Annotated in this window: 9 protein-coding genes; 5 read left to right on the top strand and 4 right to left on the bottom strand. The window is 40.6% G+C overall.

Annotation, left to right across the window (positions count from 1 at the left end; translation table 11 throughout):
• Positions 1 to 12: 12 nt before the first annotated feature.
• The 4 genes from GTH24_RS06080 to lrp form a co-directional block, all read right to left on the bottom strand.
• Positions 13 to 1,362: a replication-associated recombination protein A gene (locus GTH24_RS06080; RefSeq protein ID WP_072069730.1), complete on the bottom strand. Its 1,350-nt coding sequence runs from the start codon at positions 1,360 to 1,362 to the stop codon at positions 13 to 15.
• A 7-nt stretch (positions 1,363 to 1,369) separates the two neighbouring features.
• Positions 1,370 to 1,978, bottom strand: a complete 609-nt coding sequence (gene lolA, locus GTH24_RS06075) for an outer membrane lipoprotein chaperone LolA (RefSeq protein ID WP_072069686.1) — start codon at positions 1,976 to 1,978, stop codon at positions 1,370 to 1,372.
• A 112-nt stretch (positions 1,979 to 2,090) separates the two neighbouring features.
• A complete protein-coding gene (locus tag GTH24_RS06070) occupies positions 2,091 to 5,825 on the bottom strand; it encodes a DNA translocase FtsK 4TM domain-containing protein (RefSeq protein WP_164526072.1) in 3,735 nt (1,244 codons plus the stop codon).
• 133 nt (positions 5,826 to 5,958) lie between these two features.
• The gene (gene lrp / locus GTH24_RS06065) at positions 5,959 to 6,453 is read right to left on the bottom strand and encodes a leucine-responsive transcriptional regulator Lrp (RefSeq protein WP_004244566.1); all 495 of its coding nucleotides are present in this window, start codon (positions 6,451 to 6,453) and stop codon (positions 5,959 to 5,961) included.
• A gap of 543 nt (positions 6,454 to 6,996) precedes the next feature.
• On the opposite strand from lrp, the gene trxB reads away from it, so the two are divergent.
• The 5 genes from trxB to infA all read left to right on the top strand — a co-directional run bounded on the left by trxB (position 6,997) and on the right by infA (position 12,874).
• Positions 6,997 to 7,956, top strand: coding sequence for a thioredoxin-disulfide reductase (gene trxB / locus GTH24_RS06060; RefSeq protein ID WP_036938142.1), 960 nt, complete (start codon positions 6,997 to 6,999; stop codon positions 7,954 to 7,956).
• 140 nt (positions 7,957 to 8,096) lie between these two features.
• Entirely contained in the window at positions 8,097 to 9,866 is a 1,770-nt protein-coding gene (gene cydD, locus GTH24_RS06055; RefSeq protein WP_164526071.1) for a heme ABC transporter permease/ATP-binding protein CydD, read from the top strand.
• Positions 9,867 to 9,868: 2 nt separating this feature from the next.
• Positions 9,869 to 11,620: a heme ABC transporter ATP-binding protein/permease CydC gene (gene cydC / locus GTH24_RS06050; protein WP_164526070.1), complete on the top strand. Its 1,752-nt coding sequence runs from the start codon at positions 9,869 to 9,871 to the stop codon at positions 11,618 to 11,620.
• A gap of 1 nt (position 11,621) precedes the next feature.
• Positions 11,622 to 12,314 (top strand): leucyl/phenylalanyl-tRNA--protein transferase, encoded by a 693-nt coding sequence (gene aat, locus GTH24_RS06045; protein ID WP_072069690.1) that lies wholly within the window; start codon positions 11,622 to 11,624, stop codon positions 12,312 to 12,314.
• Positions 12,315 to 12,655: 341 nt separating this feature from the next.
• Positions 12,656 to 12,874 carry a translation initiation factor IF-1 gene (infA, locus tag GTH24_RS06040; protein ID WP_004244560.1) on the top strand — a complete coding sequence of 73 codons (219 nt, stop codon included), beginning with the start codon at positions 12,656 to 12,658 and terminating at the stop codon, positions 12,872 to 12,874.
• Positions 12,875 to 12,905 lie beyond the last annotated feature (31 nt).

Raw genomic sequence — 12,905 nt, 5'->3', positions numbered from 1 at the left:
CTTACCGCATCTTTACATTTTGCGATAGCGTTTTGTAGCACTATTTTGATCTTGTTGAGAAAGCCAGTCTAATTTCTCTGCAACCTTGATCTCTAACCCTCTTTTTACTGGGTAATAGTACTGCGTATTGGCCATTTCTTTAGGAAAATAAACCTCTCCAGCCGCATAAGCATTAGGCTCATCATGAGCATAACGATACTCAGCGCCAAGCCCCATATCTTTCATGAGTTTTGTCGGTGCATTACGCAAATGTTCAGGCACATCATAATCAGGTTTACTTTTGGCATCTGCAATAGCTGCTTTAAATGCAGTATAAACCGCATTACTTTTTGGTGCGCAAGACAAATATACAATGGCTTGCGCAATCGCGCGTTCACCTTCAGCAGGCCCTACACGCGTAAAGCAATCCCATGCAGCAATAGCAACTTGCATTGCACGAGGATCGGCATTACCTACATCTTCTGATGCGATTGCCAATAAACGGCGAGCAACATAAAGTGGATCGCCACCTGCTGTTATGATCCTTGCGTACCAATAAAGTGCTGCATCAGGTGCAGACCCTCTTACTGATTTATGCAATGCAGAGATAAGATCGTAAAAGCGATCACCTTTATTATCAAAACGCGCACTACGCTCACCACTGATTTCAGTGAGTAACGCGGGTGTCAATGTACGTTTTCCTTGGCTATCTACTTCAGCAATATCTGCCATCATTTCAAGTAAATTTAATGAACGACGTGCATCACCATTAACCAATTGTGCAATCATTTTACGGGTGTCAGTAGGTAAAATGATATTGCGACCACCTAAACCACGCTCAGTATCATCTAATGCTTGTTGAAGTACTAACTCAATATCAGCTTCACTCAATGAACGTAATAGATAAACTCTCGCCCTAGAGAGCAAGGCTGAATTAAGTTCAAAAGAAGGGTTTTCGGTCGTTGCGCCAATAAAAGTGATAGTTCCATCTTCAATATGAGGTAAAAAAGCATCTTGCTGGCTTTTATTAAAACGATGTACTTCATCAACAAACAGTATTGTTCTGCGCCCTGCATTACGATTTTGGCGCGCAATTTCAATAGACTCTCTGATTTCTTTAATACCCGATGTTACCGCAGATAAACGTTCTATATCAGCTTGTGCATAGCGACCAATAATCTCAGCAAGGGTTGTTTTCCCTGTTCCTGGTGGCCCCCATAAAATCATGGAATGCAATTGCCCTGCCTTAATAGCTCGAGGTAATGGCTTACCTTCGGCAAGCAAATGCGTTTGTCCGATATATTGCTCCAATGTTTCAGGCCGCATTCTTGCAGCCAGAGGTTGGAACTCATTGCGTGAAAAATCGAGTGATAAATTACTCAAAATATCCTCACTGACGTTGGTCATCCACAGTCACACCCGCAGGAGGTGTAAAGCGAAATGCGGATGCATCGATTGGCGTAACCGTTTGAGCCGTGAGTTGATAATTGCTCACCTGACCATCTTGTTCTGTGGCAGCAAATTGCTGGATTTGCCCATTAGGTAACACGGTGATCGTAAAATGTTTTAAGTTATTTTCTACTTTGGGTGTTAGCTCAAAACGGTCACCCGTTTGTTTAACTTCGTAATTTTGCCATTCTTTACTGTCGTTACGCGCGATCAACATAAACGGAGTATTGGTTGTCGCACTTTCAAGCCAACTCGCTGTGACTTGCTCTACAAAGGGATTATAAAACCATAATGTTTTGCCATCAGAAATCAATGTGCTCTCATCAGGCGCTGTCATTTGCCAATTAAACAAATCAGGACGTTGTACTTTTAAATTACCTTCCCCTTTTTGAATAAGGGTACCTTCATTACTAGTGACAGTTTGACTAAAGTTAGCTTGAAAACTATTTACTTTATTTAATCGTTGTTGCAAATCTTGGCGCGCATCAGCCCAAGCGGCTTGGCTACTTATTAATGTCATCGCGCACACTGCAAATAATACTTTTTTCATTCTACAAGCCTCGGCATGAGATTACGCCGACATAATGTCGGCGTATAATTTTTAATGATATTGTGCAGGTTATCATGCTATCTCATTAGCTGATAACTGAGTTTTCAAGATATTACATATCAGACGGCGGTGGTGAAAGTACATCACGCGTATTGTTGTGATTTGGCGTACTGACAATACCTTGCATCTCCATTTGCTCTACAATTCTTGCAGCACGGTTGTAGCCAATTCTAAATTGACGTTGTACACCAGAAATAGAAACACGTTGTTTTTCAACAACAAACTCTACCGCTTGGTCAAATAATGGATCAAGCTCTTCACCGTCATCGTAACCACCACCATTACCACTTTCGCCTTCTTCACCACACTTAGTAATAGCTTCAATATATTGTGGGCGACCTCGTGCCTTCCAATCAGTTGCAACAGCATGTACTTCATCATCGCTAACAAAAGCACCATGAACACGCTCAGGCACAAAACCATTCGGTGCATAAAGCATATCACCCATGCCTAATAATGATTCAGCACCACCTTGATCTAAAATAGTTCGAGAGTCGATTTTGCTTGAAACTGTAAAGGCAATACGGCTAGGTATATTGGCTTTAATTAAGCCAGTAATAATATCAACTGAAGGTCTTTGTGTTGCAAGTACAAGGTGAATACCCGCAGCACGTGCTTTTTGCGCTAAGCGAGCAATTAACTCTTCCACTTTTTTACCTGCGGTCATCATTAAATCAGCGAATTCATCGACGACAACCACGATATAAGGTTCTTTTTCCAACGTTGGCATTTCTGTCGCTATAGTGTCTGTTGGTTTCCAGAATGGATCTGGAATTGGGCGTCCCATTGCTTCAGCTTCTTTAATTTTTTCGTTATAACCCGCAAGGTTACGTACACCAAGTGCGGACATTAATTTATAACGACGCTCCATTTCCGCCACGCTCCATCGCAGCGCACTTGCGGCATCTTTCATATCTGTCACAACTTCTGTCAGAAGATGCGGAATACCTTCATATACAGATAACTCAAGCATTTTAGGGTCAATCATAATAAAACGAACATCTTCTGGTTTCGCTTTATAGAGAATGCTTATAATCATCGCATTCACACCGACAGATTTACCTGAACCTGTTGTACCAGCCACCAATAAGTGTGGCATCTTAGCAAGATTGGCAACAACAGGTTGTCCACCAATATCTTTACCTAAGACAACAGTCAATGGAGAGCGACTGTCACGAAATGCATCACTATCTAACAATTCACGCATATATACGGTTTGACGTTTTTTATTAGGTAATTCCAGTCCTACATACGGTTTTCCTGGAATAACCTCAACAATACGCACTGCAATAGCAGACAATGAACGTGCTAAGTCGCGTGATAAATTTGAAATACGAGCGGCTTTTACACCCGGCGCAAGTTCAAGTTCAAATCGCGTGATAACAGGCCCCGGCGAAATACCAACCACCTTGGCTTTAACACGGTAATCATTAAGACGCGCTTCAATAAGTTTACCAATACGCTCAAGCTCAAACATATCAACAGGTTCTTCTTCTACTGGCGGTGTTGTTAATAGATCCAGAGAAGGCATTGGTGTGGTTGGTTTTTGCAACGGTCTGTCATTACGCATCAAGAATGGGTGAATTAAAGATTCTTGCTGTTGCTGTTGCTGTTGCTGTTGCTGTTGCTGTTGCTGTTGCTGTTGCTGTTGCTGTTGCTGTTGCTGTTGCTGTTGCTGTGCAAAATGCTGAGCCATATTTGGCTGTGGTTCAATACGTGATTGCAATGCAGTTTGAGATACAGCACGTGGCGTAACAGGTTCAGAAACAATCGGCGTAAATACCGGCTCTATCGGCTCTTCATCCAATAAATCATCAATAGGTGAGAAAGCTTCTAATGCGGAGAGTTCTCTTTCTAACTCAATTTTTGGGGTGTACTCTTCCTCGTCATCATCACGAGGTGAGATTTGTAAAAATGCATTACTGGTTGGATACTCTACTTTTTTCTCCATTGTTTGCGTTGGCTTTGCTGATTGTGAGGCAAACGAATGTTGAATATGAGGTTGGTAACCCGTAGTTGCTTGTAATGAAGGTGCTGATGTTGATATTTGAGGCAAAACTTCATCATCTTCATCATCTAACGAAACATCATCACCATAACGATCCTGCAATTGTTGCTTAAATTGCGCAGCGAGTTGTTGCTGTTCATAAAGCTCGTTTTCGTCGATATCATGACTATTATCTTCTGCTGAAGAGAATGTATTTGCAGTAACAGTAGGTTCGTCTCGATAATTATCTTGTTGATAATCAAAGGAAGAAAGTGGTGTTTCAATATTCGGCTCATAATGAGAGGTGGATTGCTCAATCACCTCACCAGCTTCGTCACCATAGCGTTCACGCTGTTGCTCTAGAAATTGCTGACGTAATTCTTGTTCAAAATTCGCTTGGTCTTGAATATCAGCTAACTCATCTTCAGGCTCAGATTGAACCGCTTCTTCACGACGACGTAGCTCTGCTTCACGTTGCGAAGGGATGTGAATACCATAAAGCTCACGGCGAGTAGGCAAACGTACTGGATTTGGTCGTGGCAGTTCAGGTCCTAAGCCTTGTTTAACTTGTGCTCCGTGGCTGACTAAGGCACTTGTTGCGACTCCGGCAGTCACCGTTGCAGCTTGTGTTAAGGTATCATCGCTATCTGGCACCAGTGAAAATGTAGGTTCAGCTCGTCCTACAGGCATAAAACTCTCTGCAGGTTGTGCAATAGGGTTATTCTCAACTAATGGCTTCACAGAAGATGTGTTCTCTTCTGGAATTGAATAAACAGAATGTTGAGGAGCACTGGCTTCTGGCTGAATATCTTTTTTAAGGAAGGCTTCCGGAATATCAAAACGGTAATGTTCAGGTGCTTCTTCTGTTATTTCAGACGTATTTTCTACAACAGACTCGGCGATAACAGGCGCAGCTGGTGTTAATGATTGAACATGATCGTCGGTATCATTTGTTGCACTGAATGAAGGCAATTCATCTTCTTCTGTTTTAGAAGGCTGCGATGAATCAATATCTTGCTGACGAGCAAGTTCAAGCGCTGAAGGCGCAGAAAATAAGATGTCATCACTCTCTTCTGTTGTCAGTTCTGATGATTGTTTTTCTGTTTGATTTGAATGTTCAGTAACATCATCAACAAAATCTTGAGTGTTATCATCTTGTTCGTCTTCGTATTCAGCGTCGTGTTGGCCTCGATTAGTAATAAACCCCACCGTACCAAGGATAACTGCACCAATCTTTTCGGTGATAGTTAGCCACGACCATCCTGTAAATAATGTAAAACCAACAGCCCAAACAGATAACAATGCAAGTGTTGCGCCTAATACATTAAACCAAGGTAACAATGCCTTACTAAATAAGCTGCCAATAACACCACCTGAGCTAAAATTGTAGATATCATCAAAATTAAGATCAGCTAATGCACAAGAGGTGAAAACCAGAGCCAAGGCGCCAATCGTGCGAAGTGCAAGGGAGAAAAAATCAGTATATTCGCGATTTTTTTGGTAGCGCAGTGAATTCCAACAACCAAAAACAACCACAACAGGAATAGCATAGGCGAGTAAGCCAAATGCTGAAAATAGGATATCAGCTAACCATGCTCCGATACTGCCACCTAGGTTTTGAATAGGTTCATTCCATGTGGTTTGTGACCAGCTAGGATCAGAGGGATGAAAGCTAAATAAAGAAACCATCAAAAAGACAGCACCAATCCCGATTAAAATGAGAATAGCTTCCCAAACACGACGACGGTTACTTATCTTTGTTAAACGAATATTTTTGTCTTCTGTATATTCCTGGCTCAAAGAGGGCTCTCCAGGTTTAACTTAGGGTTAAATTAAAACGGAACAACGCTGAGATATCTCAGCGTTGAAACTGTATGCATAAACAGGAGTGTACCTAATTTTTTCCTGCTTTGCACCAACCTATTAAGTTGGCTTAGCGAGTTTTGATTACAAGGCGGTTGCTTTGTTTAACTTCTTCCATAACCACGTAAGTACGTGTGTCATTAACACCCGGAAGACGTAACAGAGTTTCACCCAGTAATTTACGGTAAGCAGACATATCAGGCACACGAGTTTTCAACAGATAGTCAAAATCACCAGAAACTAAATGACATTCTTGGATTTCTTCAAGTTTTTGAACAGCCATATTAAATTGTTCAAAAACATCTGGCGCGCCACGGTTTAGTGTGATTTCCACAAATACCAGTAATGATGCATCGAGGTAATGAGGGTTTAACAGCGCAGTATAACCAGAAATAAATCCTTGGCGCTCTAAACGACGTACACGCTCTAAACAAGGTGTTGGTGATAAACCAACACGTTTAGATAACTCAACGTTTGAAATACGACCATCTTTTTGGAGCTCATTTAGAATATTCCGGTCTATTCTATCAAGATCTTTACCCGGACGTTTTTTATTATCAATCATCTCTATACTCTCTTTCTCTTTTTCTCTTACTTTATTTTCCTATACCCATACCTGTACACCTTCAGCATCAATGTCGAAACTTCGGTATCAAACGGTCAGAGCAAACTACCAATCTATTTTCTTTTAATGCCAGATAAAACATCTATTTTATCTAAATACTCATTAGCAAATATCGCAAAGTAATTATCCTACACCCTGTCTGTCGGAAAATTGTACCTATAACATCCGAAGATAATTATCTTTAACAATCATGTTTTCGCAAATGTACAGCGGATTGTCAAAGCAAATGAGTAAAAATCAGAACAAGGCGCTATGTTATTCTCTATATACGCAAGATAGTCATCAATTGTAAAGCAAAATGTTTCATGTTGATTCGATGATGTTAGCCCAATATAACTCTATAATTATTAAACTATATTAGTATTAACTATTGCTAAAATAGCTAAAATATTATGTCTATTTCTCGTCATTGGCTTTTTTTAACGTCTTATTTCTCCTACAATCCCCCAATTCGCATCACGCCTAATCAGAGATGAGGTACACATGAGCACCATCAAACATAGCAAACTTATTATTTTAGGTTCAGGCCCTGCGGGTTATACCGCTGCCGTTTATGCTGCAAGAGCAAACTTAGAACCAGTACTGATTACGGGTGTTGAAAAAGGCGGTCAGCTGACAACAACAACAGAAGTCGAAAACTGGCCCGGCGACCCAGAAGGTTTAACAGGCCCTGGTTTAATGGATCGCATGTTTCAGCACGCTGAAAAATTTAATACAGAGATTATCTCTGACCATATTAATAAAGTCGATCTGAAAAACCGTCCTTTCCGTCTATTTGGTGATGAACAAGAATACACTTGTGACGCATTAATTATCGCTACAGGTGCTTCTGCACGTTATATCGGCTTACCTTCAGAAGAATCTTTTAAAGGCCGAGGTGTCTCTGCTTGTGCAACCTGCGACGGTTTTTTCTATCGTAACCAAAAAGTCGCTGTCGTTGGTGGCGGTAATACTGCAGTAGAAGAAGCACTGTATTTAGCCAATATTGCATCCGAAGTTCACCTGATACACCGCCGTGATTCATTCCGTTCTGAAAAAATCTTAATTAATCGTTTAATGGACAAAGTAAACAGTGGCAATATTATTTTGCATACTGATCGTACTTTAGACGAAGTTCTTGGCGACGATATGGGAGTGACCAAAGTTCGTTTAAAAGATACTAAGAGCGATAAAACCGAAGAATTGGATGTAATGGGTGTATTTATTGCCATTGGGCATAGCCCAAATACCGCTATTTTTGATGGACAATTGGAATTAGATAACGGTTACATCAAGGTACAATCAGGCACACAAGGTAATGCAACTCAAACCTCAATTGAGGGTGTTTTTGCAGCAGGTGACGTAATGGATCACATTTATCGTCAAGCAATTACCTCTGCGGGAACAGGTTGTATGGCCGCTTTAGATGCAGAACGTTACTTAGACGCACAAAAATCCAACTAAAATCATCACTTCCTTTCAAGGCGCTATTTCAGTAGCGCCTTTTACCATGTAACATACTAACCTGGTTGCCAAAGAGTATAACTACTTACCTTGGCCTTTCTGATACTTTGTATCTCACCTGCAGATTTGAATCTTTTCTTATGGATAAAACTAAACAAAATGAATTGGTTCGATGGCTGAAACAGCAAAGTGCTCCAGCCCGTCGATGGCTACGGCTATCAATGATTCTAGGTGTTGTAAGCGGTTTATTAATTATTGCTCAAGCATGGTTATTAGCTGTTTTACTTCAAGCATTTATCATGGACAGTATTAACCGTGATACGCATATACCTACCTTTCTCACCCTTATTGGTATTTTTATCTTACGTGCAGCAGTAATGGCAATACGGGAGCGTGTTGGTTATCGCTGTGGTATGGCTGTTAGGCAACAAATTCGTAAAATTGTCCTTGATAGACTTGAAGAATTAGGTCCTGTTTGGGTTAAAGGCAAACCAGCAGGAAGCTGGGCAACGATTATCTTAGAACAAATTGAAGATATGCAAGATTATTATGCTCGTTATCTTCCACAGATGTATCTTTCCGCTATTGTTCCTATTCTTATCCTTATCACCCTATTTCCTGTTAACTGGGTTGCGGGGTTAATTTTATTCTTTACTGCTCCGCTTATTCCGCTATTTATGGCTTTGGTTGGCTTAGGTGCGGCTGATGCAAACCGTAGAAACTTTCTCGCGTTAGGCCGTTTAAGTGGTAATTTCCTCGATAGATTAAGAGGACTAGACACATTACGGCTATTTAATCGTGGTAATGCTGAAGTCAAACAAATTACAGAAGCAACAGAAGACTTCCGTAAACGTACGATGGAAGTGCTAAGAATGGCTTTCCTTTCTTCTGGTGTATTGGAGTTTTTTACAGCTGTTTCTATTGCTGTTGTTGCTGTTTATTTCGGTTTTTCTTATTTAGGTGAACTTAATTTTGGTAGTTATGGTTTGGGTGTTACCCTCTTTTCAGGTTTCTTAGCGCTGATCCTTGCTCCTGAATTTTTTCAACCTTTACGAGATTTAGGCACTTATTATCATGCAAAAGCGCAAGCAGTGGGCGCAGCGGAGTCTCTGGTTGAGTTTTTAGAGACTGATGGTGAAAAACCTCAATTAGCAGGTAATGAGCGTATCAATACAAACGAAAGTATTGAAATAACGGCACATAAACTAGAGATTTTATCGCATCAAGGCGTAAAATTGGCTGGCCCATTAAGTTTTACAATTAATCCTCAACAACGTATTGCGATTGTAGGCCAAAGTGGTGCAGGAAAAAGCTCATTATTAAATGCTCTTTTAGGTTTCTTACCTTATCACGGTTCATTAAAAGTTAATGGTATTGAATTAACTCAGCTTTCACCTGAAGCATGGCGTCAATGTTTAAGTTGGGTGGGACAAAATCCAAATTTACCTGAACAAACTTTACTTGATAATGTACGTTTAAGCGCTCCAAATGCCAGTTCAGAACAAATTAATCTGGCTATTGAAAACGCCTATGTCAGCGATTTTATTAACGATTTACCTGATGGGTTAAATACAGTCATTGGCGATAGTGCTGCACGTCTTTCTGTTGGTCAAGCACAACGAATTGCCGTAGCCCGTGCTCTATTATCTCCTTGCCAATTATTATTACTAGATGAACCAGCGGCAAGCCTTGATTCTCATAGCGAACAACGTGTGATGCATGCACTCAATAATGCATCATTAAATCAAACTACGTTGCTTGTTACCCATTTATTGGAAGAAACATTAGGTTATGATCAGATTTGGGTAATGGAAAAAGGTCAAATTATTGAAACGGGCACTTATGCATCATTAAGCCAGCAACAAGGGGCTTTTGCTCGTCTTCTTGCTCATCGTAAAGAGGAACTTTAATTATGAAAGTATTGCTTCCTTTTCTCGCACTCTATCGTCGCCATTGGTTTATGTTATTGCTAGGTATTATTCTTGCTATCTTAACTTTATTGGCGAGTATTGGCCTTTTAACACTATCAGGTTGGTTTTTAGCAGGTACTTCTCTAGCCGGTTTTGCGGGGATTTATAGCTTTAACTATATGCTACCTGCGGCAGGTGTTCGTGGTGCAGCGATATTTCGTACTGCGGGTCGTTATTTTGAAAGACTCGTTAGTCATGATGCAACATTTCGCGTGTTATCACACTTACGGGTATTCACCTTTGAAAAGATCTTACCTCTTTCTCCCGGTGGAATTGCACGTTTTCGTCAAGGTGAGCTACTTAACCGCTTAGTGGCTGATGTTGAAACATTAGATCACCTCTACATTCGTGTTATATCACCTATTATTGCCGCTTTTGTCGTCATTATGATGATTATGTTTGGCCTTGGGTTAATTGATGCTCGCTTAGCCAATACATTAGGTGGCATTATGCTCACCTTGCTGATTGTTTTACCTTTTGTGTTCTATTATGCGGGTAAGCCTATCGGCCGAGATCTGACTGATTTACGTGGGCAATATCGCACTGTGCTAACTAGCATGTTACAAGGGCAAGCAGAACTAACTGTTTTTGGTGCGTTACCTCGTTTTAGAGCAAATTTAGCCCAACTTGAAGCCAAGTGGTTACACCGACAAGCACAACAAGCAAACTTAACAGGATTATCGCAATCATTGATGATCCTCGCCTCAGGGCTGACTGCAACCTTAATTTTATGGCTAGCAGCAGATGGAATAGAGCATAGCTTTATGCCTGAAGCTCTAATTGCTTTATTCACATTCTGTGCATTGGCAGCATTTGAGTCTTTAGCCCCTGTTACGGTTGCTTTCCAACATTTGGGGCAAGTCATGACATCTGCAACACGTATTTCTCATTTAATTGAGCAAAAACCAGATGTCACTTTCCCTGAAAAAGGAGAAGAAAGAAAAAAGAGTGCTTCACTTACCCTACATAATGTGTGCTTTACTTATCCAGCTCAGCCGATGCAAGTTATTAATCATGTAGATTTAACTATTGAAGCAGGGCAACATATTGCATTGTTAGGAAAAACAGGTTGTGGTAAATCAACACTCTTACAATTAATCAACCGTGCTTTTGATCCAACTCACGGCACGATCCGCTTAAATAATTCATCTATTGCCAATTATGATGAAGCGACTTTGCGTTCAATGATGTCTGTTGTTCCTCAACGTGTTCATGTCTTTAGTCATACCCTAAGAGAAAACTTAATTATGGCAAAAGAAGAGGCTACGGATGAAGAGCTAATCTATGCACTTCAACAAGTTGGCCTTGGACACCTTTTGGAAAATGATGAAGGCTTAAACGCATGGATGGGTGATGGTGGTAGACAGCTCTCAGGTGGCGAACAGCGACGTTTAGGACTGGCAAGAGCCCTACTCCACAATGCACCTCTTGTATTGCTTGATGAGCCAACAGAGGGCCTTGACGCCGACACAGAACAGCAGATCCTTGCTCTCTTACACCAACATTGTCAGGGTAAAGCTGTATTAATGATCACTCACCGACTTCACGGTTTAGATAAAATGGATAAAATTTGCGTTATGGATGGCGGAAAAATCGTTGAAACAGGCACTCATGCTTCGTTGTTAAAACAACAAGGACATTATGCTAAATTTCACCAGAGACAGGCACTATTAACTCCGGCTCACGAGGCATAATATGCCGTTGTTTCAATTAGACGATAGTGATTTGGATTTTCCAGAGCCTCATTTAGCATTAAAAGAGCCTAATGGATTATTAGCGATAGGAGGAGAAATCTCCTCTTCTCGATTACGTGTTGCATATCAATCAGGGATCTTTCCTTGGTACTTCCCCTACGAAGAACCATTATGGTGGTCACCTGATCCAAGAGCTGTCTTGCCTGCTGGTGATTTACATATTGGGCGTAGTTTACGTAAATTTATTCGTCATCATCCGTATAAAATAACGTTAAATCACGCCTTTGCTTCAGTGATAGAGGCCTGTTCTATTCGTGATGAAGGTACATGGATAGGCCCTGATATTAAAGAAGGTTATGAAGCGCTGTATCATCAAGGTGAAGCACATTCTGTTGAAGTATGGGAAGGCGATGAACTCGTAGGTGGCTTATATGGAGTCAATATTGGTGCGGTTTTTTGTGGTGAATCGATGTTTAGTCGCAGAGATAACGCTTCTAAATGTGCCTTTATTGCTTTTTATAACCATTTTCTTCGTTATGGGGGTCAACTATTTGATTGTCAGGTGCTAAACTCTCATACTGCCTCGTTAGGCGCCAGTGAGATCTCGCGTGACCATTATTTAGATGCATTATCTCGCTGGAAAAAAGTGATTATTGATAAAAAGTGTTGGTATCAGCAATCGTTGGAATTATAATCACTGCTTGTTTTTGTAAAGCCCTTCTTATTTAAGACAGAATTGAGAATGCCATTCTGTTATTTATACAAAAAGGTTTATACAAAAATTTTATCTTACACACCAATTATGTGGTTAAGGTGTGTTGCTATTTTATTGTTATAAATACCACAAAATAAAGAATTACGACTTCTGTTATTACTTTTGCTTTAGCTTAGTAAAACGCAAGTCACGGTAAGGATGTTAAGTGCAATAGCAAGGTGAACACCATTGCTATCCGATAACATTCCTTTACATAGGACAATATTTTCGGCATTATCTTGCCGTTTAAAAAATATGGTTATTAAAACTTAGAGGATTAGATGGCCAAAGAAGACAACATTGAAATGCAAGGCACTGTACTGGATACTCTGCCAAACACGATGTTCCGCGTAGAATTAGAAAACGGACACGTCGTTACCGCTCATATCTCAGGAAAAATGCGTAAAAACTATATTCGTATCCTGACAGGCGACAAGGTTACCGTTGAGCTGACCCCATATGACCTGAGCAAAGGCCGTATCATCTTCCGTAGCCGTTGATCCCAATCTGTTCTCTCCCGTTATTGTTATA

The organism is Proteus vulgaris, from assembly GCF_011045815.1.
GTDB classification, from domain to species: Bacteria; Pseudomonadota; Gammaproteobacteria; order Enterobacterales; family Enterobacteriaceae; genus Proteus; species Proteus vulgaris_B.
Note: the sequence above shows the minus strand (reverse complement) of the source record. Positions and strands in the feature narration are given on the sequence as shown.

Bases quoted from the DNA above. Each gene is read 5' to 3' on its own strand.
- lolA (WP_072069686.1), bottom strand. From the start codon at position 1,978: ATGAAAAAAGTATTATTTGCAGTGTGCGCGATGACATTAATAAGTAGC.
- lrp (WP_004244566.1), bottom strand. From the start codon at position 6,453: ATGATTGATAATAAAAAACGTCCGGGTAAAGATCTTGATAGAATAGAC.
- trxB (WP_036938142.1), top strand. From the start codon at position 6,997: ATGAGCACCATCAAACATAGCAAACTTATTATTTTAGGTTCAGGCCCT.
- cydD (WP_164526071.1), top strand. From the start codon at position 8,097: ATGGATAAAACTAAACAAAATGAATTGGTTCGATGGCTGAAACAGCAA.
- cydC (WP_164526070.1), top strand. From the start codon at position 9,869: ATGAAAGTATTGCTTCCTTTTCTCGCACTCTATCGTCGCCATTGGTTT.
- aat (WP_072069690.1), top strand. From the start codon at position 11,622: ATGCCGTTGTTTCAATTAGACGATAGTGATTTGGATTTTCCAGAGCCT.
- infA (WP_004244560.1), top strand. From the start codon at position 12,656: ATGGCCAAAGAAGACAACATTGAAATGCAAGGCACTGTACTGGATACT.